Below are 22,952 nucleotides of genomic sequence, written 5' to 3' on the forward strand. Positions count from 1 at the left end.
TGCGTCAAATATCAAAATCTAAATATCAAGATTCTTCACATCCAGCGCATTCTCTTCGATGAACTTGCGACGGCTCTCGACGTCCTCGCCCATCAGCGTGGTAAATATCTCCTCGCAGGCAGCCAGATCTTCGAGCTTCACCTGAAGCAGGGTACGCCGTTCCGGGTCCATCGTCGTCTCCCATAGCTGCGGAGCCGTCATCTCGCCCAGTCCCTTATACCGCTGCACCTGATACTCTTTCCGTCCCTGCTCAATAACGTACTCGAACACCTCGCGCGCTGTCTGCTTCTCCACCGGATCGTGCGAAGCCTTGCTCGCCCGCTTGCCCGGCTTGGCCTCAAGCGCGGTGCCAGGAGCAGCCGCAGTCTCGGCCACGCCCTCTTCCGACGCCGCCTCTTCTGCCTCTTCGGCGGCCGCTTCCTTCTTGGTCTTGGCCGAGTACTCGATGAAGAACGGCCCCTTCAACTGTTCGCGAATCTGCGCATGCTTGCCCAGCATCTGGCGGCTCTCCGCCGTAGAAGCCAGCGTCCAGTCGATCGACCGCACCGCGCCCTGGGCATCGGTGAAGTTCACCGAGTACATCCGGTGCTCTTCATCCAGCACCACGTCACCCACATGCTTGAACTGGTACGTCTTGGCCACAGCCTGCAACCGCGCATGCATCGCCTCCAGCTTCGCCGGAGATTCAAAGTCCACACGCCGCGCCGAATCTTTGCCTTCGTTCGCAAAGATCTCCGCAAATGCCTGCGTCACCTCTTCGTTGCGCAACCGCTTCTGCACCTTATCGAAGAAGCCGAGGTAGTCGTTCAACTGCGTCATGAACTTGGTCAGCGCCGAGCCTTCGAGCGTCGCTCCGCCCTCGCCATAGCGAATCACCATGCCGTCGGAGGCGCGCTTGACCATGACGCTTACATACTCGCGGTCGTCCTTAATGTACTGCTCGAACTTGCCCTTCTTGATGCGATAGAGCGGCGGCTGCGCAATGTACACATGCCCGCGCTTAATCAGCTCCGTCATATGCCGGAAGAAGAAGGTCAGCAGCAGCGTACGAATGTGCGATCCATCGACGTCGGCATCGGTCATCAGAATCAGCTTGCCGTAACGCAGCTTGCTGGCGTCGAAGTCGTCCTTGCCGATACCGCAGCCAAGCGCTGTAATCATGGCGCGAATTTCTTCATGGCCCAGCATCTTGTCGTAACGCGCCTTTTCGACGTTGAGGATCTTACCCTTCAACGGAAGGATCGCCTGGAACTTACGGTCGCGTCCCTGCTTGGCCGTGCCGCCTGCGCTCTCTCCCTCAACGAGGTAAAGTTCGCAACGATCAGGCTGCCGCTCCGAGCAGTCCGCCAGCTTGCCCGGCAATCCACCGCCATCGAGCGCACCCTTGCGCCGAGTCAGGTCACGGGCCTTGCGCGCAGCCTCACGCGCACGGGCAGCATCAATCGCCTTGTTGATGATCTTCTTCGCGACCGAAGGATTCTGTTCCAGGAAGCCACCCAGACGCTCGTTCACAAATGCCTGCACCGTTCCAGCGATATCGGAGTTCAGCTTGCCCTTCGTCTGCCCTTCAAACTGCGGCTGCGAAAGCTTCACGCTGATAACAACCACCAGCCCCTCGCGAACGTCATCGCCGCTCAGGTTCTCCTTCACGTCTTTGAACAAGCCAAGTGACTGCCCAGCCGCATTGATGGTCCTCGTCAGCGCAGTCTTGAAGCCCGAGAGATGCGTTCCGCCGTCGATCGTGTTGATGTTATTCGCAAACGTAAACACGGTCTCGGAGTAGGCGTCGTTATATTGCAGCCCAATCTCCATGGCCACGTTGTCGCGCTCGGCCTCCATGTAGATCGGCTTCTCGTGCAGTACCGTTTTGCCCTTGTTCAGCAGCTTGATGAACTCCGCGATGCCGCCAACGTACTTGAACTCCTGGTGCTTGCTCTCGCCCGTCTTCGCATCCGTTGTGCGCTCGTCGGTCAGGTGAATCTCAAGCCCCTTATTCAAAAAGGCAAGCTCACGCAGCCGCTGCGCCAGCGTGTCGTAGCTGAACTCGGTGACGGTAAAGATGCTCTTGTCCGGCAGGAAGTGGATCTTCGTTCCCTTGCGCTTGCTCGGCCCCATCTTGCGCAGCGTGCTGGTAGGCGCGCCCTTGGAATAATCCTGCTCCCACGCATGGCCGTCGCGCCAGATCTCGACGTCGAACTCCTCGCTCAGCGCGTTCACGCAGCTCACGCCGACGCCGTGCAGTCCACCCGAAACTTTGTAGTTGGAGGCATCGAACTTGCCACCTGCATGCAACATGGTCAGAACCACCTGCACCGCCGGCATCTTCTCTCCGTTGATGACCTTATCGTCCACCGGAATACCACGCCCGTCATCGGTCACCGTGATCGAGTTATCGACGTGAATCGTCACATCGATCCGGGTCGCATGTCCGCCCAGCGCCTCATCGACTGAATTATCAACGACTTCATAGACCAGGTGATGCAGCCCCTGCTCGCCGGTCGAACCGATATACATCGCCGGACGCAGGCGTACAGCCGCCAGACCTTCCAGAACCGTGATGTTTTCAGCAGAATATCCGCCACTCTCCTTTTTAGGAGCGGGGGTTGCTGTATCGGATTGAAGTGCAGAAAGTTCGGTGTCGGTGGGGATAGCCGTCGTTGCCATGTAACTCCATGCAGCCGTAGCTGAGATGCTTGAAAAACCGCTTGGAACAATGCTGCCCGCAAACTCGCAAAAGCCGCGTCAATCCAGCGTTTTCGTCACGTTCAAACGTGGTTTTCGATATCTCAAGTATACCACGCACAGTGCTTTTTCGGGCGCGGAGAGGAGCAACCGAAAAGGCAATCTATCCATCTGATAATTAGCTACTTATGCCGCTGCTTCCAAAATCGGGACAAGCCCTTGATTTCAATCTGGATGCCCCTCGCCAAATCTCTATTTCACACTCACTTCTCACACCGATAAGCCACATCGGTTAAACTTTAGTAACCAGTGTCAAACCCTTCTAGTATGGATATCTCCAAACGGGAGGCGGGCCCCTACTCTCGCCACGTTCGTTCACTCGACGGGTTGCGCGGCATGGCCGTTCTCGCGGTCATGGCCTCCCACCTCTTCCCTGGAACAACGGCGGACCGTGGCTTCTTTCTTCGTTCTATCGGGTCATCCCTCCGATTTGGGGCTACAGGAGTCGACCTCTTTTTTGTTCTCTCCGGATTCCTGATTACCGGCATCCTCTACGACTCGCTCTCCGACACCGGCTACTTTCGCAAGTTCTACGCCCGACGCTGCCTCCGCATCTTCCCGCTCTACTACGGCGTCCTGATTGTGCTCTTCGTGTTCACGCCCTGGCTTCGCATCCACTGGCAGCATATGCAGTGGTCGCTTCTCTTCTATCTCCAGAACACGAACGCCGTCATGCCTCTTTATCGCTGGCATGCTGGTCGCGTCTCGATCGACCATTTCTGGTCGCTCGCGGTCGAAGAGCAGTTTTATCTGGTATGGCCGCTTGCCGTCTTTTTGCTTAGGAGCCGAAAGAAGATCCTTTGGGCCAGCGTGACCTTGTCCGTGGCAGCACTGCTTCTACGGTTATCTCTGGCCTTTCATCACACCATCTTCCACGTCATCAATCGCACCACCCCCTGCCGGGCTGATTCTTTGCTCATCGGCGCAATGCTCGCAATTCTCTTGCGCGGCTCTCTCCACGATGTCGTTCTGCGCTATGCTCGTCCTGTTTTTTTGTGGACCGTCGCAATCACGGCAGGGCTCAATCTCCTACGCATCGCCATCGAGCGGCACCCGGATTGGCTCTTCCCCTTCGACGCAAGCTATCTTGCGCTTCGCTATACACTTTTTGCCTTCGGCAGCGCTGCGCTCATCGCCTGGTGCCTGCGGCCCTCCTCTGTACCGCGCGCTCTCTTCGAGCGTCCCGTGCTGCGGTTCTTCGGCAAATACAGTTACGGACTCTACGTTCTCCACCTCATCATTCTCTCGCTGGTCCTTGCGCCCGTTCGCGAATGGATCGACCAGCATACGGGCCATAAGATCATCGGTGTGCTCGGTGGCGCCGTAGTCATCTTTCTTCTCTCCGTCCCTGCGGCTTACCTCAGTTACAACCTGTATGAGAAGCGATTTCTTGGGCTCAAGCGTTATTTCGAGTATTCCCGCCCAAGCCACGCCGCTTCAAAAACAGAAACGGCTGCGGCTCGCAAGGCAGTTTCCAGTACTTAGCTGATTCCCGCTTACCCGGGCCAAAAAGAAAGCTGAGCACGAGTTCCATTCCACGATATCCGCACAAAAAATGCGAATATCGCGCAGTCTGCATATTTCTCTTCTTGTACCGTGTCTAATCTCCGTATGCCGAAGCTGGCTTACTCTATCTAAGTGACGCTGCCCCTGCGAGCGTAAGAGGCTTCCCTGAATGTGGATCGTAAAACTAGCCCTAAATCGGCCCTACACCTTCATTGTGCTGGCGATCCTCATCCTTATCGCAGCTCCTGTCGTCATCCTGCGCACGCCGACCGACATCTTCCCCAACATTGATATCCCGGTCGTCTCCTGCGCGTGGGCCTACACCGGCCTCAACCCCGAAGAGCTTGAAGGCCGCGTCACCACTCCCTTTGAGAAGGCCGTTACCGCGCTCGTCGACAACGTCCAGCACATCGAATCGACCACCATCAACGGCTGGGTCGTCGTCAAAATCTATCTCCAGCCCGGAGCCAGCCTCGACACCGCCAATGCCCAGGTCAGCGCCGTCTCCGAGTACATGCTGAAGTCCCTCCCCCCCGGCATTCTCCCCCCGGAGATCATCGACTTCAGTGCCTCCAGCGTTCCCATCCTTCAGCTCGGCCTCTCCGGAGAGGGCATGTCGGAGCAGCAGTTGAACGATGTCGGTCTCAACTTCGTCCGTCCCCAGCTCATCACCATTCCCGGCGCCATCGTGCCCAACGTCTACGGCGGAAAGCAGCGCTCGATCATGATCGAGCTCAACCCCAAGCTATTGCAGTCCAAGGGACTATCGCCCACCGATGTCCTCACCGCCATGTCGCAGCAAAACGTCGTCCAGCCCGGCGGCACGGCCAAGATCGGCATGGACGAGTACGACGTCATCCTCAACTCTTCTCCGTTAACCATTGAGGGCATCAGCAATCTCCCGGTGCGTCAGATCAACGGAGCTACGGTCTACATACGCGACGTTGCCACCGTCACCGACGGCAGTATTCCGCAGACCAACGTCGTCCGGCAGGATGGCCACCGCGGCGTCCTTCTCAGCGTCCTGAAGTCAGGCAAAGCCTCAACGCTCAGCGTGGTCGGCGGAATCCAGGCCATGCTGCCTCAGCTTGAAACGACCTTGCCGCCTCAACTCAAAATCAGGCTGATCGGCGACCAATCGATCTTCGTCCGCGCCTCCATTCAGGGCGTTATTCGCGAAGCCATTATCGCTGCCGTGCTAACCGGCCTCATGATTCTGCTCTTCCTCGGAAGCTGGCGCAGCACGGTCATCATCGCCATCTCCATTCCGTTGTCGATTCTCACCTCGATCATCGTTCTCAGCCTGCTCGGCGAAACGATTAACATCATGACGCTGGGCGGCCTTGCGCTCGCGGTCGGCATCCTCGTCGACGACGCCACCGTCACCATCGAAAACATCGAGCGTTATCTCGAAGAGGGCCAGGCCCTCCACGAAGCCATCCTCAACGGTGCCGCCCAGATCTCAGTTCCGGCGCTCGTCTCCACGCTCTGCATCTGCATCGTCTTTCTGCCGATGTTCTTTCTAAGCGGCGTCTCGCGCTTCCTGTTCGTTCCGCTGGCTGAGGCCGTCGTCTTCGCCATGCTCGCGTCGTACGTTCTGTCGCGAACCCTCGTGCCCACCATGGCGATGTATCTGCTCAAAGCGCACGATAGCCATGGCGCCCCCTCGCGAAATCCCTTCGCCCGCTTCCAGCGTGCCTTCGAGCGCGTCTTCGAGCGTATCCGCGTGACCTACCAGGGCGTCCTCGAGCGCCTGGTTGAAGTGCGGCTCTTCTTTGTTCCGCTCTTCATCGTGCTCTGCCTCTGTGCCTTCATCCTGCTTCCATTCCTCGGCCAGAACTTCTTTCCCAACACCGACAACGGCTCGTTCATCCTGCATCTGCGCGCCAAGAGCGGCACCCGTATTGAGGAGACGGCCCGCCTCTGCGATCTCGTCGAGCAGTCCATTCGCCGCACCGTGCCCGCCTCCGAGCTTGACAACATCCTCGACAACATCGGCCTTCCCTACAGCCCGATGAACTTCCAGCACGCCACCTCCGGCCTCATCGGCCCCGGTGACGCCGACATCCTCGTCTCTCTCAAAGAAGATCACCACCCCACCGAAAAGTACGTCGCTGCCCTTCGCGACAAGCTCTCCCGCGAGTTCCCCGGCACCATCTTCTACTTCCTGCCGTCAGACATCGTCACCCAGATCCTCAACTTCGGTCTGCCTTCCCCAATCGACGTGCAGTTGGAGGGAGCAGATATCGACGGCAACCGCAAGGTCGCCAACGACATCCTGCGCCAGTTGCGGCAGGTGCCCGGCCTCGTCGACCTGCGCATCCAGCAGCCCGACGACTACCCCACGCTCAACATCAGCGTTGACCGCACCAAGGCCTCGCAGGGCGGCTACACCGAGCGCGACGTGGGCGGCAGCATCGTCAACATCCTCAGCGGAAGCTCGCAGCTCAGTCCCATGTTCTTCCTCAATACGAAGAACGGCGTTAACTACAGCATCGTCGCCCAGGCTCCGCAGTACGATATCCAGTCGCTCAGCGATCTGCGCAACATCCCCATCACGTCGCCAACGATGAAGACGCCAGAGATCCTCGCTGACGTCGCCAACATTCATCGCGGCACCGAGATGGCAGTCGTCAACCACTACAACCTGCGCCGCGTGCTCGATATCTACGGCGGCGTGCAGGACCGCGACCTCGGCTCCGTCTCGCGTCAGATCGACAAGATCGTCGCCTCCAGCAAAAAGTCGCTGCCGCGCGGCAGCTTCATCCGTGTCCGCGGCCAGGTTGAGACCATGCGCAGCTCGTACATCGGCCTGCTCTCGGGCCTTGGCTTCGCCATTGTGCTGGTCTACCTGCTGATCGTCGTCAACTTCCAGTCGTGGCTCGATCCTTTCATCATCATCACCGCGCTGCCTGCGGCGCTGGCCGGAATCGTGCTCTTCCTCTTCATTACCCATACAACGCTCAGCGTTCCCGCACTGATGGGCGCCATCATGTGCATGGGCGTGGCCACGGCGAACAGTATTCTCGTCGTCTCCTTCGCAAAAGAACGCCTCGAGCAGCATGGCGATGCGGTCACCGCTGCACTCGAATCAGGAGCAACGCGCTTCCGTCCGGTCATTATGACGGCGCTGGCGATGATCATCGGCATGATCCCCATGGCGCTCGGCCTCGGCGATGGCGGCGAACAGAACGCGCCCCTGGGCCGCGCCGTCATCGGCGGCCTCTCCTGCGCCACCGTCGCCACCCTGATCTTCGTTCCCGCAGTCTTTGCTCTTCTTCATGGCCGCCGTAAACGAAACCCGAAGCCAATCACCGGACAAGAATTTCAGGAGCTAGTATGAGCAGCGCAATGAACACCGAGACGACAAGCCCGTCGCACTACCCGCCTAACGAGTCTGAGAAGCGCGGCTTCTCCGCGGGCGTCTGGATCGCTCTGACCGTAGTCGCCATCGTCCTTCTGGCCGTCATCCTCTACGGCATCGCCTCACGCAACGCCGCCGAGCGTGCTCTTGAAAAGCACACCGAGGCCGCGGCGATTCTTTCGGTCAACGTCATCCATCCCTCGGCGGCTCCGCTGACGCCTGAGATCTCGCTGCCCGGCAACACCCAGGCCTACATCGACACACCGATCTATGCCCGCACCAACGGCTATCTCAAGCACTGGTACTTCGACATCGGCGCCCGCGTCCGCAAAGGCCAGTTGATGGCTACCATTGAGACCCCCGAGCTTGACCAGCAGTTGCAAGTCGCCGAGGCCGATCTCAAGAGCACGCAAGCCAACCTCGATCTCGCCAACACCACCGCTGCCCGCTACATCAACCTGCTCAAGACCAACTCCGTCTCCAAGCAGGAGACCGATCAGGCCACCGGCGACGCCGCCGCAAAGAAAGCCGCTGTCGATGCGGCCATGGCCAACGTTCGCCGCCTGCAGCAGTTGCAGTCGTTCGAAAAGATCTACGCTCCCTTCGACGGCATCGTCACCGTGCGTAACGTCGATGTAGGCGCACTGATCGACGCAGGCTCCAACACCACGCCGAAGGAGCTCTTCCACCTCGCATCTATCGAAAAGATTCGCGTCTTCGTTCCTGTACCCGAAGCCTACGCGGGCGATATCAAAAACGGCGGCACCGCAACCCTCACGCTCGACCAATACCCAGGTCAGGTCTTCAAGGGAACGATCGCTCGTAACTCCAACATGATCGACGCCGCCTCGCGCACCCTGAACGTCGAGGTCGATGTCGATAACCCCAAGGGCCAGCTCTTGCCCGGCGCCTACGTCTTCGTCCACTTCAAGGTGCCTGAACGCATCGCCAACCTCACCATCCCCTCGAACACGCTCCTCTTCCGCAGCGAGGGTCTGCGCGTCGGCGTCGTTCGCGACAGCAAAGTCATCCTTGTTCCCATCACCATCACGCACGATGCCGGTCAGGTCGTCGAGATCGCCGCCTCCGACCTCAAGCCCAGCGACGACGTCATCCTCGATCCCTCCGACTCTCTCATTGAAGGCCAACAGGTCCATGTCGCCCAAGTCACTCCAGTTAGTCAGCAGAAACAGGCGGGTGAGTAATGAGCCGTTACCTCATCGCGACATCCACGCTCGCCGCGCTACTGCTCTCCGGCTGCATGGTCGGCCCCAAATACACCAAGCCGAATGTTCCGCTCGCGCCCAACTACAAAGAGTCGACTGCCGCGACCATCAACTTCAAGGAAGACGCCGACTGGCAGCCCGCACAGCCTGCCGACACTGTGCTGCGCGGCGACTGGTGGACGATCTTCAACGACCCCCAGCTCAATGAGCTGGAGCCGAAGGTAGCCGCCGAAAATCAGGACCTCAAGGCGGCCGAGGCCCGCTTCCGCCAGGCCCGTGCGCTGATCCAGTACAACCGCTCGAACCTCTCGCCAACCATCGGCGTTGCACCCTCCGCGACAGGCGTTCGCGACTCTGCGAACCAGCCATACTTCAACGCCGCTAACGCCAACAACGGCGAAGCCAACCTCCAGCTCCCGCTCGACCTCAACTACGAGATCGACCTCTGGGGACGCATCCGTCATGGCGTCAATGCCGCTCGCGAAGAGGCCCAGGCCAGCGCCGCCGACATGCAGACGGCCATGCTCAGCCTCCAAGCCGAGTTGGCCATCGACTACTTCGAGGCCCGCAGTGCCGACGCCGAAGAGAAGCTGCTCCAGGACACCGTTAAGGACTACGAAGACGCCTATCGCATCACTAATAATCGTTTTGAAGGCGGCGTGGCTCCGCAATCCGACGTCGATCAGGCCCGCACCCAGCTAGAAGCCGCCCGCGTCGAAGTCAGCGACGTTACCTTGCAGCGCGCCCAGTACGAGCACGCCATCGCCGTCCTCATCGGCCAGCCGCCCGCGACCTTCTCGCTTGCAGCAACTCCGCTCCACGCGCGTCCTCCGGCCATTCCCGTCAGCCTTCCCTCGGAGCTTCTCGAGCGCCGCCCCGACATTGCTGCCGCCGAGCGCCGCGTCGCCGAGGCCAACGACCGCATCGGCATTGCCCGCGCCGCCTACTTTCCCACGCTCTCGCTCAACGGTGCCGTAGGCTACGAGTCCACCGCGCTGTCGAACCTCCTCAGCCGCTCCAGCTTCCTCTGGGCAGTCGGCCCCACGCTCTCTGAGACTTTCTTCGACGCAGGCCGCCGCCGCTCTGCATCCGAGCAGGCCCTTGCCTCTTATGACGAGACCGTCGCCAACTATCGCCAGACCTCGCTCACTGCCTTTCAACAGGTCGAAGATAACCTGACTGCTCTCCGCGTTCTCAATCAGGAAGCGGCGCACCAGCATCAGGCCACGCAATCGGCGCAGTCGGCGCAGCAGATCTTCAACAACCGCTACGTCGGCGGCATCGACACCTATCTTCAAGTGGTCACTGCACAGACAACCGCGCTCATTAACGAGCGCAACGACATCGACATCATGCGCCGCCAAATGGACGCCAGCGTCCTGCTTATCAAGGCGCTTGGCGGAGGCTGGAACACGACAAACCTGCCGAAACTCTGACCAAAGGCCCTTGTAACCACTGAAAGCATCTTTTACCGGTTACACGCTACTGCATGTAACCGGTAAAAGGCTAAATAAACGGTTACATCCCCCTACTTCTTATAGACGTTCGGTAATCGTCGAGAAGCCCCTTTCTGGTCAGACCAATTTTCTGCTAGCATTGCTGACCTATGGACACCTTCAGCTCTGCCCGTCGCGATCTCCTCAAGTTTGGCGGCATGGGATTAGCCGCCGCTGCTGCCACCCTGCCTTCCTACGCTGCTACAAAACCCACGCTGCACAGCAGCTCCGGCGTCTTCGACGTTCGCACCTATGGAGCAACGGGAGACGGAAAAACTGTAGATACTCCTGCCATCAACCGCGCCATCGAAGCCGCAGCGGCCGCAGGCGGAGGCACAGTGATTTTTCCTGCCGGAACGTACCTCTGTTTCTCGATCCATCTTAAGAGCTACGTCGATCTCTTCCTCTCACAAGGCGCAACGATCCTCGCTGCCGACTCGCCGCTGCCCGGCCAGACCACGGGCTACAACGGCGGCACCTACGATGCGGCAGAGCCGAAGACCAGCTACGACGCCTTTCAGGACTACGGCCACAATCACTGGCACAATTCGCTCATCTGGGGCGAAGACATTCACGACTTCAGCATCACCGGCCCCGGCCTTATTTATGGCAAAGGGCTCAGCTTCGGCGCTGGCCCCGGCCGTCCTCCCGGCGCACCGCCTCGTCCCGCTGGAGTCGTTCCCAGAGCGTATGTGCCCCGCAAGCGCGGCGACTATCCGATGTATCAGGCAGAGCAGGCTGGCGTCGGCAACAAGGCCATCGCGCTGAAGAACTGCCGCAACGTAATCTTCCGCGACTTCTCCATCCTTAAGGGCGGCCACTTCGGCCTTCTGCTGACCGGTGTCGATAACCTGACCATCGACAATCTCAAGATCGACACCGACCGCGACGGCATGGACATCGACTGCTGCAAGAACGTTCGCGTCTCCAACTGCACCGTCAACTCGCCGTGGGACGACGGCATCTGCCCCAAGTCGAGCTTTGCGCTCGGCTACAACCGCGCGACCGAAAACCTCACCATCACCAACTGCTTCGTCACCGGAACCTACGAGTTGGGCACCGTGCTTGACGGCACCTGGAAGAAGTTCGCCGACGACGCCCACGTCTATCGCACCGGACGCATCAAGTGCGGCACCGAGTCGAACGGCGGCTTCAAGAACATCACCATCTCGAACTGCGTCTTCGAGGGCTGCCACGGTCTTGCACTTGAGTCTGAAGACGGCGCTCTCTGTGAAGACATCACCATCACCAACATCACGCAGCGCGATGTCTACGAGTCGCCAATCTTCTTCCGTCTGGGCGCTCGTTTACGCGGACCGAAGGGCACGGGCAATCAGAGCACGGTCGTCGGCACGCTGCAGCGTGTCCTCGTCGACAACTTCGTCAGCTATAACAATGACTCCAAGGTGTGCTCGATCCTTAGCGGCATCCCCGGCTACGCGATCAAGGACATCAAGCTCTCGAACATCTACATCCAGCATCAGGGCGGAGATTATGCGAGCCAAGTCAACATCGTTCCACCGGAAGAGGTAGAGAAGTATCCGGACCCCGGCATGTTCGGACCGATGCCTGCGCAGGGATTCTTCTTCCGTCACGTCAACAACCTGGAACTGAGCCACGTCGAAGTCTCTCCGATGAAAGCCGACCCGCGACCGTCCTTCTCATTGCAGGAGGTCAATCGCGCCGACTTCATCGCTGTGACTGCGCCGACTAACCCACCGGCGTTTCATCTGAATAAGGTCACCGATCTGCGCATTCTGTTGAGCCGTGCGGCAAAGGATACGCAGGTGGATAGCGCCGACGATAAGACGCTGTAAGAACCTGTATTCTGCCGTGCTTGAACAAGCTCAGAACAAGCAACGGCAGTAGTCGTGGAGATAAGCGATAAAGCTGTTTTGGTCGTAAATAAAAGCCCCTTCCATTGCTTGCGATGGAAGGGGCTTTTGTTTTGCGATGTTAGCTGCTTCAGCGGCGGTTGTCGTTGTTGCTGCCGCCACGGTTCTCAGGCCGAGGAGCCTGAGGGGCAGGTCGAGCCGCCTGTCTTTGCTGCTGAACCTGCCTCTGCTGCTGCGCTCTCTGCTGTTGTTGCTGCTGCTGCTGTGCTCTTTGCTGTTGCTGCCTTTGCTGCAACTGCTGTTGCTGCGCTCGTTGCTGTTGCTGCACTCGCTGTTGTTCCTGCACTCGCTGTTGTTGCTGCTGTTGTTGGACCTGCCGTTGTTCTTGCGCCTGTCTCTGTTGCAGTTGTTGTCTTTGCTGCTGTTGGACCTGCTGTTGTTGTCTCTGCTGAACTTCTCTTTGCTGTTGCTGTCTTTGCTGCAACTGCTGTTGCTGAAGTTGGTTGTTCGGGCGCGCCTGTTGCGGTTGAACCGGTCTGGCCTCAGGCTGATTTGGCCTTACCTGCTGGTTGTTGGGCCGGTTCTGGAACTGCGCCGGTCCACGGTTCTGGTTCTGAGGCATGTTCTGCGGGCGGGCCTGGTTAGGCTGGCCGGGACGAACCTGCTGCGGGCGTTGCTGCTGCTGTTGGACAGGACGGGCTACCGGGCGCTGAATGCCTCTGTCGGCGACCATCGGACGAGCGACGACAGTGGCAGGGCGGCCACGGTTCTGGCTATAGAACTGTTGCCGGTTCTGCGATGCCTGGCGCTGGTTCTGAATCTGCGCCGTCATCGGACGCGTCTTGGGGCCGCGCATGGCAACCATCTCCGCGGGCCGCGGCTGCACCTGGATGCCGCCTCTTCCGCCGTTATAGGAGACGCGGGTGTTGTTGTAGTTGTTGACGATGACGGTGCGGTTATAGACGTTGGTGATCCGGGTCACGTTGATCCGGTTCACGGAGCGGTTGTAGTAGAAGTTGTTGCCGTTCCAATAACCGCCGTGATAACCGTAGCCCGTATATCCGTAGCCATAGTTCACGCCGCCATAGAAGCCGATGTGCAGGCCCCAATAGCCACGATAGAAGCGGTAGCGTCCGCCGTAGAAGCCCCAATAGCCGGGGGTCCAGAGCGCACCATAATAAGGCGCCATCACCCACGCGCCGGGCACCCAATAGTAGCCGACAGGAGCATAGCTCCAGTAGCCGGGGGTCCAGATGTAGTTAGGGCCCGGGGCCTCGGGCTGCTCGTAGGTGGGCAGCGCCGGTGGCGGTTGCTCTGCATCTTCAACAGCCTCCTGTCCGGCATCGACCTGATCGTCATAGTTCTGATTGTTCTGGTCGGCGTAGTCCTGATCGTTATTTTGGTAGTCCTGACCGTTATTTTGATCGTTAGCGTAGGACTGGTCCTGCTGCTCGGGCTGTTGAGCGACCGGGGCGGCCCCGTTTTGCTGATACTGTTGGGCCTGTTGCTGGCTCTCGTTCTCGATAGGCTGCCCTTGCGCCGGAGGCTGTACCGCTGCCTGCGGCTGGCTGTTATCTACGGGAGCCATGTTGGCATCTGCGGGGTCAGCGCCGGAGTCACTTGCCGTCTGGCCTGCCACCTGTCGATGACATCCCGAAAAGCCTGCCATGCCTGCAACCATTGCGACACCCACTACGAATCCCAGCCAACGGCTGCGACCTGATCTTCTCTTGATAAGCGTAGACATCGCGCACAATCTCCTTGTTACTGCTACGGTCTTAACCCAGACTTGCTGTGTATGATGCGATTTTAAGCCAGCTTAAAGCCAACGAAATTGACGCAATCGGAGGCATCCCAATTGCGTCAATCTTGCATCTGAGGCGTGAACTAGCGTGCCGGATATTCCACCGTCTGGTTGGTGCGAGAGTTGGTGACGGCGAAGCTGCCACTGGGATGCACGGTGAGAACGAGATAGTGGAAGGCATCGGGGCCGGGCAGGTTGGCGATGCGGGAGTCATTGCTGTTGTGTGCGGCGTCGGTGTGAATGGCGGTGTGGAGCTGCCACAGGTCTTTCAGGCGAGGCGAGTGGTCAACGATGTCCCATGCTCCGGCCTCGGCTCCCTTGACGGCTCCATTGTCCATAATGGCCACACGCGGGGCGATGGCGTTGAGCAGCGCCGGGCTGGAGCTGCGGTCGAAGCCGTGATGCGACACGATATAGACGTCCACCTTACCGAGCTTGTTGACCGGGCACATGAGCAGGCGCTCCTTGTTCCAGGTGAGATCGCCGAGGTCGGCGATGCGCAGCCTGGCAAAGGTGATCATCATGCCGATGGAGCGGTCGTTCTCTGTGTTCTCAGCGTCCTTGAGAGGGCTGGCTGCGCAGGCTGCATTGGTGGCGCCTGCTCCGGCGAGCGGCTTGTCGATGACGTTGCCGTCGGCGCTGACGACTTCGACGTGCATTCCGGTGAGGGGAAGGATCACGCCGGGCTTCGCGGTGAGATGAGCGTAGTGACCGTTGGCCAGCAGCTTCTGGTAGTTCTGGTAGCTGGTCTCGGTTGCCTTGTCGTTGGTCTCGCGGTTGATGCCGTGGTCGATGAATCTGCCTACGGGAATGCGGGCGGCTACATCGGGGACACCGCCGACGTGGTCGATGTGGTAGTGGGTGATGAGCAGGTTATCGATCTTGCTGACACCGGCGACTTTAGCGATAGCGACGATCTTGTCGGCGTTGGCGGCGCCGGGCCAGCCTGCGTCAACGAGCAGATTTTCTCCGGTAGGCGGGACAAAGAGCGTGGCCTGACCGCCTTCGACGTCGACAAAGTAGACCTTGAGGTCACCGGACTTTTTCTGGGCAAAGGCAAGGGGAGTTGCCATGAGCAGAGCGGCGGCGAGTAAACGCTTCATTTCATTCTCCTGAAAATCAAAACTTGGCCAGGGCATTCCGGCTGGCACTGGAAATGATTGCACAGATGGGGCAGGTCGGAAGAATTAAACTGGGTCGCTGACGCGGGCTTCCGCGATTGGAGCGAATCGAAGTAAAATGGAGGCGATGGCTGGCTGTCTTCCATGCACGAAGCGCTTTCGCCACGGTCGTCCTGACCGCGGGCGCTGCTAGCTACCTCCTTTCGCAGAAATTCACCGATATTTGATAGGCTTCCACCGTTGTCGTTCGCGTTGACCTTCGCGCTTGCGGCCCTTACTTCGCGCTTCCTGATAAAGACGAAAGAAGCGCTTCTCTGGAGAAGAGACCATGCCGACCCAATCCCACCCTGATTCCTTCAAGAGTCAATCCACCCTTCGCTCCGGTTCGACCGACTACCGCATCTTTCGCCTGCGCGCGCTGGAGGATGCCGGCGTCAAGCTGACGCGGCTTCCCTTTTCGTTGCGCATCCTGCTTGAGAACCTGTTGCGTCACGAAGATGGCCGCACCGTTACCGCCGACGACATCAAGTTCCTCGCCAACTGGGACGCGAGCGCCGAGCCTTCGCGCGAGATTGCTTACATGCCTGCTCGCGTGCTGATGCAGGACTTCACCGGCGTCCCTGCCGTGGTCGATCTGGCGGCAATGCGCGATGCCATGCGGACGCTGGGCGGCGATCCGGAGAAGATCAATCCTTTGCAGCCTGCGGAGCTGGTCATCGACCACTCGGTGCAGGTCGACGAGTTCGGCACGGTGCGCGCCTATGACCTGAACGCCGCGATGGAATTTCAGCGCAATCGCGAGCGCTATGCGTTTTTGAAGTGGGGACAGACGGCCTTCCGCAACTTCTCGGCTGTGCCGCCGGGCATGGGCATCTGCCATCAGGTGAACCTGGAGTATCTGGCTCGCGTAGTCTTCACGACCCAGCCGGATGCCGATGGAAAGGTCACGGCGTATCCCGATACGCTGGTCGGCACCGACTCACACACGACGATGATTAATGGCCTGGGCGTGTTGGGTTGGGGCGTCGGCGGTATCGAAGCCGAGGCAGCCATGCTGGGCCAGCCGGTTTCGATGCTGGTGCCGCAGGTGGTGGGCTTCAAACTGACCGGCAAGCTGAAGGAAGGAACTACGGCCACCGATCTGGTGCTGACGGTGACCGAGCAGCTTCGCAAGCTGGGTGTTGTGGGCAAGTTTGTTGAGTTCTATGGCTCGGGTGTCTCCGAGCTGCCGCTGGCCAATCGCGCGACCATCGCCAACATGGCTCCTGAGTATGGCGCGACCTGCGGCATCTTCCCAGTGGATGCAGAGACGCTGAACTATCTGCGGCTGACCGGACGCAGCGAGGAGCAGATTGCGCTGGTAGAGGCTTACTACCGTGAGCAGGGCCTGTTCCACACTCCCGACGCGCCTGAGGCGGTGTATTCGGTGACGACCTCGCTCGATCTGAGCACGGTGCGGCCAAGCGTGGCCGGACCGAAGCGTCCGCAGGACCGCGTGCTGCTGCCCGAGGTGGGAGCATCGTTCCAGCAACAGCTTCCCTCGCTGCTTGGACCCAATGCGAATGCCAATGGCGTGCGCCAATTGGTTCGCTGGGAGGGTGAGGGCGGGCATCCGAGCGCTGGCGGCGATGTCAACAGTGCGAATGGCGCTCCGGCTCCGGTGGTTGCTTCGGCCACAGTCTCGGTCGAACAGGGTGGTGGAACAGCGGTGATGGAAGCGCCGTCGGTCTCTATCCAGAACCGATTTGGCATCGACCCCGATAAATATCTCGATCATGGCTCGATTGTGATTGCAGCGATTACGTCCTGCACGAATACATCGAATCCTTATGTGATGATCGCTGCTGGCTTGTTGGCGAAAAAGGCTGTGGAGAAGGGGCTTTCGACGCCGCCTTGGGTGAAGACTTCGTTGGCTCCGGGATCGCGTGTGGTGACGGACTACTTCGTGAAGGCTGGGTTGATGCCTTATCTCGATGCGCTGCGCTTCCAGACGGTCGGCTATGGCTGCACCACCTGCATCGGCAACTCGGGGCCGCTGCCGACGGATGTCTCGAAGGCCATTGAAGATCATGGGCTGGTCGCCGTGTCGGTGCTGTCGGGAAATCGCAACTTCGAGGGGCGCATCTCGCCTGAGGTTCGTGCAAACTACCTGATGAGCCCTCCGCTGGTGGTCGCATATGCGCTGGCTGGACACATCAAACACAACTTCGACACCGAGCCGCTGGGTAAGGGCAAGGACGGCCAGCCGGTTTATCTGAAGGACATCTGGCCGACGCAGGAAGAGGTTGCGTCGACGGTTGCTTCGTCGATTGACTCTGAGATGTTCCGCCATGAGTATGGCACCGTCAGCGATGGCGACCAGAACTGGCAGCACCTGAAGTTTCCAGAGGGCAACACCTATGGATGGGAGCCGGATTCGACTTACATCCGCAAGGCTCCTTACTTCGACGGCATGGGCGCGCAGCCTGAGCCGGTGAAGGATATTCACGGTGCGCGTGTGCTCGCAGTATTGGGCGATAGCGTGACCACGGACCATATCTCTCCGGCTGGCTCGATCAAGAAGGATGGCCCGGCTGGAAAGTATCTAACCGAGCATGGGGTGAAGCCTGCGGACTTCAACAGCTACGGCTCGCGGCGCGGCAACCATGAGGTGATGGTTCGCGGAACGTTTGCCAATGTGCGGTTGCGTAACAAGCTCGCCCCCGGGACCGAGGGCGGCGTGACGCGTTTGCTGCCTGAGGATGTTCCGATGTCGATCTATGATGCCTCGGTAAAGTATGCCGAGCGCGGAACGCCGCTGGCGATCCTCGCGGGTAAGGAGTACGGTTCGGGCTCGTCGCGTGACTGGGCTGCCAAGGGGCCGCTACTGCTGGGCGTGCGCTTTGTGATTGCGGAAAGCTATGAGCGCATTCACCGGTCGAACCTGGTAGGCATGGGCATTCTGCCCTTGCAGTTTCTGCCGGGACAGAACGCCGAATCGCTGCACCTGACGGGCGAAGAGGTCTATGCGATCGGCGATACTCCGGGAGCGTTGAAGGCCATGCTCGACGGGAAGTTTGCCGATGGCAAGGAGATCACTGTCGTTGCGGAGTCGGACCTCGGCAAGACCATCGAGTTCACCGTGACCGTGCGCATCGATACGCCGCAGGAGATTCTCTACTATCAGAACGGCGGTATTTTGCAGTATGTTCTGCGGCAGTTGGCGGGTAAGTAATTCTCTTTTGCAAACAGCTCAGGCCCGGCGATGATGCCGGGCCTGAGCTGTTTATGCCGTATTGGAGCGAACACCCGTAGCAGCCTTGGTTCAAGAGGAGACGATCCGTCGCAGATGGCCGCGATTCTGTCGGAGACTAGAGTAGGAAAATTGAAAGACGACATGAAGAAAAAACAACGTATTGGCATTCTCTTCGGCGGCCGCTCCGGCGAGCACGAAGTCTCCCTCCGTTCTGCTGCTTCGATCCTCAAGGCCATCGACAAAAAGAAATATGATGTGCTGCCTATCGGAATTACGAAGCAGGGTCAGTGGCTTAGTGCTGGCGGCGCGCAGGCTTTGCTGGCGGGTGAATCGAAGCAGCCGCTTCAGCTCAGCGCGGGTGCGGACCTTGTTCATCAGAGCGGTAATCTCACGCAGACTGTCGATGTTGTCTTTCCGGTGCTGCATGGAACGTTTGGCGAGGACGGCACGATTCAAGGGCTGTTTGAGCTGGCTGATATCGCCTATGTTGGCTCCGGCGTTCTTGGCTCCGCCGCTGGCATGGACAAGGATGTGATGAAAAAGTTGTTTGCGGCTGCTGGCTTACCTCAGACACCACATCTCGCGTTGACTCGCAGCGAGTGGAAGGCTGATCCGAAGCGTTGCACGCGACTGATTGAGAAGGCGCTGCAATATCCGGTGTTCGTAAAGCCCGCGAATCTGGGGTCGAGCGTCGGCATCTCGAAGGTGCATGACCGCTCGGAGCTTGCTGCGGCGATGGATCTTGCTGCAGGCTTCGACCGCAAGCTCGTCATCGAGCAAGGAGTGGGTGGGCCGGGGGCGAAGCCGCGTGAGCTTGAGGTGGCAGTGCTGGGCAACGATTCGCCCGAGGCTTCGGTTGTGGGCGAGATCGTTCCGAACAAGGAGTTCTACGACTACGAGTCGAAGTATGCCGACTCGCCTGACGATCCGAGCGTGCCGATTATTCCTGCCAAGCTGACGGCAGCCGAGGTCAAAGAGATTCGCGCAATGGCGGTTGCCGCCTTTCGCGCCTGCGATTGCGCCGGGCTGGCGCGGGTCGACTTTTTGATGGAGCCTGCGCGGAAGGGCAAGAAGGCGCGCATCTACTTGAACGAGATCAATACGATGCCGGGGTTCACCAGCATCAGCATGTATCCCAAGCTGTGGGAGGCGAGCGGGCTTCCGTATAAGAAGCTGATCGACCGCCTGATCGCGCTGGCGGTCGAACGCCAGAAAGAAAAGCAGCAGACTAGCTTCAGCCGCGACTAGCTCACGAAGCTAGATCACGCGGCTGTGCTTGTAGCCCTCTGCGGTCAGAGCTGCGAGTAGCTCTTCTACCTGTTCGCGGCCTCGAGTCTCCATCGTGATGTCGATCACGGTGTCGCCGAGGTTGACGCCGTAGTAGGCGCGGTTGTGCAGCGTATCCACAATGTTGGCGCGGTGATCGGCGATCAGGCGCGTCAGTTCGGCCAGCGCTCCGGGCTTGTCGAGCAGATGGATGCGCAGGCGAATGAGGCGGCCATCCTGCACGAGGCCGCGCTCGATAATGCGCGAGAGCAGCGTGACGTCGATGTTGCCTGCGCTGACGATGACTGCTGTGTGCTGCTCTTTGAGCGTGGTCTTCTTCTGGATGAGTGCCGCCAGCGCTGTTGCTCCTGCGCCTTCGGCCAGCGTCTTTTCGCGTTCGAGAAGCACAAGGATCGCGGAGGCGATCTCGTCCTCGTCGACGGTGACGATCTCGTCGACATATTTTTCAATGACGGGGAAGGTTACTTCTCCGGCGCGGCGCACGGCAATGCCGTCGGCGATGGTGGTTGCCGAACCGAGCGTGACGGGATGATGCTGACGGACGGCTTCGGCCATCGAGGGCAGACGCGAGGTCTGCACGCCGATCACGCGGATGTCGGGGCGCGATTCCTTGATGGCACAGGCGATTCCGCCGATCAGGCCGCCGCCGCCGATGGGAACGACCACTGCTTGCAGCTCGGGCACCTGCTCCAGCAGCTCAAGGCCGATGGTTCCCTGGCCAGCCATGACGAGGGGGTCGTCGAAGGGGTGGATGAAGGTCATTCCCTCTTCTGTGCAGATGCGCTTGGCCTCTTCGTATGCCTCGTCGTAGTTGGCTCCGTGCAGCACGATGTGCGCACCGAAGTTGCGCGTCGCGGTTACCTTGACCAGCGGCGTTGCCAGCGGCATGACGATGACGCTGCGGATTCCGCGCTTGGTGGCGTGGTAGGCGACACCTTGCGCATGGTTGCCTGCGCTGGCCGCAACAACGCCGCGAGCGGCCTGTTCGGGCGTGAGCGTCGCAATGCGGTTGAGTGCACCGCGCTCTTTGAAGGCGCCGGTCATCTGCAGGTTTTCGAGTTTGAGATAGATCTGCTGGCCGGTCAGCGCGGAGAGCATCTGCGAGTGGGGGCAGGGCGAATAGTAGATCGATCCGCGAAGCCGCTCACGGGCGGCCTGCACGTCGGCGAGGCTGATGCTAGGGGTGTTGATGGATTTGCTCACTCTGTACCGATGTTACCCGATGGGCAATGGCAGAGCACAGGTTTATGCATTTTCACGGCAGAGTGGGTGCTGCTGAGAGAGAAGGCAAATACAGGGGTCTCTCCACTCCGCTTCGCTCCGGTCGAGATGACGTGCTTTTAGGGCCAGGAGTGATGGCGTGCTTTGGTGGTAGGAGATTGCCTATCTGCGCTGACGGAACTTGTTGGCCAGGGCAAACTCGTCGCGCAGCTCCGGCGTGCGGAGGTTTTCACGGACATGGGCCAGCCGCTGCTCCAGGGCGAATAGCGTGTCCGCAATCGGGCCGGTGTTGGTCATGGCAACATCGCGCCACATGCTGTAGGGGCTGGCTCCGAGACGCGTGGTCTCGCGCAATGCCCGGCCGCCGATCGCACCGATCTCGGGAGCGTCGCCGAACTTGTCTTCGAGCAGAGCGGCCAGCGCGGTCGATAGCATCTGAGGCAGATGGCTGACCCAAGCGCAAAGCTCGTCGTGACGCGCGGCATCCATATCCAGCGTGCGTGCGCCGAAGAAGCCGACCCAGTTGCGCCACTCCGTTTCTATCGGGGTAGGTTCAGATGCGGCTGGGGTAAAAAGCCACATGGCGTTATCAAAGAGAGCAGCTTCGGCCAGCATGGCTCCGCCGGATTCTTTGCCAGCCATCGGATGGCCCGGTAAAAACCTCGCCGCATCGGGGGCAGTAAACAGCGTCTTTCCTAGTTCGGTGATCTCGAGCTTGGTGCTGCCCACATCTGTAATCAGTTGCCCGGAGCGGGTGACCGAGGCGAGGCGCTGCATCCAGTCCTTGACTGCCAGTACCGGCACGGCGAGCACGATCACATTCGCTTTGCGCGCCAACTCCAGTGCGTCCTCGGCCGTAGCAGCGGCAGCGTCGATGGCACCCATCTGCACTGCCGCCGTCCGCTCCAGCGAACTTCCATCCCACCCGTCGATCCGTCCGGCAAACCCCGCCGACCGCAGCGCAAGACCGGTCGAAGCACCGATCAGCCCTGTACCGATGATGAGAACGCGTTCCATTGCTCCGACATGCATAGCTAAGCGATCTTACGCCCGACGACCGGTGCAAGCTGCCGCAATTGTGCCACCAGCTTCTCCAACTGCTCAGGGTAGAGGCTCTGCGCGCCGTCGCTCATGGCCTTATCCGGATTGGGATGCATCTCCATCAGCAGGCCATCGGCCCCGGCAGCGACACTGGCCAGCGCCATGGACGGTACCAGGTCGCGGATGCCGACGCCGTGCGAGGGATCGCCGAAGACGGGCAGGTGAGTCAACTTCTTGAGGACGGGGATTGCCGAGATGTCCATCGTGTTACGGGTGTAGGTCTCGTAGGTGCGGATGCCGCGCTCGCAGAGAATGAGGTCGTAGTTGCCTCCGGAGAGAATGTACTCCGCACTGAGCAGAACCTCTTCGATGGTGGCAGCGATGCCGCGCTTCAGCAGGCAGGGCTTGCGGACGTGGCCCAGCTCGCGGAGCAGGTTGAAGTTCTGCATGTTGCGCGCGCCGATCTGGAAGCAGTCGATGTAGGGCAGCATGACTTCGATCTGCGAGATCTCCATAACCTCGGTGATGACGAGAAGGCCGGTCTCGTCGGCGACCTCACGGAGCAGCTTCAAGCCTTCGACGCCCATACCCTGGAAGCTGTACGGCGAGCTGCGAGGCTTGTAGGCGCCGCCGCGCAGGAACTTCGCGCCCGCTGCCTTCACTTGCTTCGCGCTCAGCAGAATCTGTTCGCGTGATTCGACCGAGCAGGGGCCGGACATGATGACGACCTCTTCGCCGCCGACCACAACGCCATTGGGGAACTTGATCTTCGTGCCTTCGGGACGGAAGTTGCGGCCCGCCAGCTTGTAGGGCGAGGAGATGCGGTAGGCATCGTGGACACCGTCCAATACCTTGAACTCGGCGACATCAAAGTGCTCGGGCGTTCCTACGCCGGCCAGAATCGTCTGGGCTGCGCCGGTGGTGCGGTGAACGTTGAAGCCGAGCTCGACCATCCGCTCGATCACGCGTTGGATATCTTCCTCTGTTGCATGGTCCTGCATCGCTACGATCATTGTCTTCGCTTCGCTCTCTATCAGATCACTGAAATGTTGTGGTTCTGTAACTGAATCCGGC

General features: G+C 59.8%; 13 protein-coding genes. 7 read left to right on the plus strand and 6 right to left on the minus strand.

Going from position 1 to position 22,952, the window contains the following annotated elements; translation table 11 throughout:
* Nucleotides 1–18: 18 nt before the first annotated feature.
* A complete protein-coding gene (gyrB, locus tag IEW09_RS01410) occupies nt 19–2,664 on the minus strand; it encodes a DNA topoisomerase (ATP-hydrolyzing) subunit B (protein ID WP_188552377.1) in 2,646 nt (881 codons plus the stop codon).
* Nucleotides 2,665–3,009: 345 nt separating this feature from the next.
* On the opposite strand from gyrB, the gene IEW09_RS01415 reads away from it, so the two are divergent.
* From IEW09_RS01415 to IEW09_RS01435, 5 genes are all read left to right on the plus strand, one after another.
* Nucleotides 3,010–4,227, plus strand: coding sequence for an acyltransferase family protein (locus IEW09_RS01415; RefSeq protein ID WP_188552378.1), 1,218 nt, complete (start codon nt 3,010–3,012; stop codon nt 4,225–4,227).
* A 190-nt stretch (nt 4,228–4,417) separates the two neighbouring features.
* On the plus strand, nt 4,418–7,591 hold the full coding sequence (locus IEW09_RS01420; protein ID WP_188552379.1) for an efflux RND transporter permease subunit: 3,174 nt from the start codon (nt 4,418–4,420) through the stop codon (nt 7,589–7,591).
* Nucleotides 7,588–8,817 (plus strand): efflux RND transporter periplasmic adaptor subunit, encoded by a 1,230-nt coding sequence (locus tag IEW09_RS01425; RefSeq protein ID WP_188552380.1) that lies wholly within the window; start codon nt 7,588–7,590, stop codon nt 8,815–8,817. The genes IEW09_RS01420 and IEW09_RS01425 overlap by 4 nt, the downstream gene beginning before the upstream one ends.
* Nucleotides 8,817–10,274, plus strand: a complete 1,458-nt coding sequence (locus IEW09_RS01430) for an efflux transporter outer membrane subunit (RefSeq protein WP_188552381.1) — start codon at nt 8,817–8,819, stop codon at nt 10,272–10,274. The genes IEW09_RS01425 and IEW09_RS01430 overlap by 1 nt, the downstream gene beginning before the upstream one ends.
* A 170-nt stretch (nt 10,275–10,444) precedes the next feature.
* The gene (locus IEW09_RS01435) at nt 10,445–12,151 is read left to right on the plus strand and encodes a rhamnogalacturonidase (protein WP_188552382.1); all 1,707 of its coding nucleotides are present in this window, start codon (nt 10,445–10,447) and stop codon (nt 12,149–12,151) included.
* Between the two features lie 148 nt (nt 12,152–12,299).
* Here the strand turns inward: IEW09_RS01435 and IEW09_RS01440 are convergent, their stop codons facing one another.
* On the minus strand, nt 12,300–13,916 hold the full coding sequence (locus IEW09_RS01440; RefSeq protein ID WP_188552383.1) for a YXWGXW repeat-containing protein: 1,617 nt from the start codon (nt 13,914–13,916) through the stop codon (nt 12,300–12,302).
* Nucleotides 13,917–14,056: 140 nt separating this feature from the next.
* Nucleotides 14,057–15,076: a ComEC/Rec2 family competence protein gene (locus IEW09_RS01445; RefSeq protein WP_188552384.1), complete on the minus strand. Its 1,020-nt coding sequence runs from the start codon at nt 15,074–15,076 to the stop codon at nt 14,057–14,059.
* Between the two features lie 346 nt (nt 15,077–15,422).
* Between IEW09_RS01445 and IEW09_RS01450 the strand changes: the two genes are divergently transcribed.
* Complete coding sequence (locus IEW09_RS01450) at nt 15,423–18,308, plus strand: aconitate hydratase (protein WP_188552385.1); 2,886 nt, start codon at nt 15,423–15,425, stop codon at nt 18,306–18,308.
* A gap of 162 nt (nt 18,309–18,470) precedes the next feature.
* Entirely contained in the window at nt 18,471–19,577 is a 1,107-nt protein-coding gene (locus IEW09_RS01455; RefSeq protein WP_188552386.1) for a D-alanine--D-alanine ligase family protein, read from the plus strand.
* A gap of 9 nt (nt 19,578–19,586) precedes the next feature.
* On the opposite strand, the gene IEW09_RS01460 is transcribed toward IEW09_RS01455, so the two are convergent.
* The 3 genes from IEW09_RS01460 to aroF all read right to left on the minus strand — a co-directional run bounded on the left by IEW09_RS01460 (nt 19,587) and on the right by aroF (nt 22,891).
* A complete protein-coding gene (locus IEW09_RS01460; RefSeq protein ID WP_188552387.1) occupies nt 19,587–20,819 on the minus strand; it encodes a threonine ammonia-lyase in 1,233 nt (410 codons plus the stop codon).
* Between the two features lie 180 nt (nt 20,820–20,999).
* The gene (locus IEW09_RS01465) at nt 21,000–21,854 is read right to left on the minus strand and encodes a prephenate dehydrogenase (protein WP_188552388.1); all 855 of its coding nucleotides are present in this window, start codon (nt 21,852–21,854) and stop codon (nt 21,000–21,002) included.
* A 17-nt stretch (nt 21,855–21,871) separates the two neighbouring features.
* Nucleotides 21,872–22,891: a 3-deoxy-7-phosphoheptulonate synthase gene (aroF, locus tag IEW09_RS01470; RefSeq protein ID WP_188552389.1), complete on the minus strand. Its 1,020-nt coding sequence runs from the start codon at nt 22,889–22,891 to the stop codon at nt 21,872–21,874.
* Nucleotides 22,892–22,952: the final 61 nt, after the last annotated feature.

The sequence above is a fragment of the Edaphobacter dinghuensis genome (assembly GCF_014640335.1).
Lineage (GTDB): Bacteria > Acidobacteriota > Terriglobia > Terriglobales > Acidobacteriaceae > Edaphobacter > Edaphobacter dinghuensis.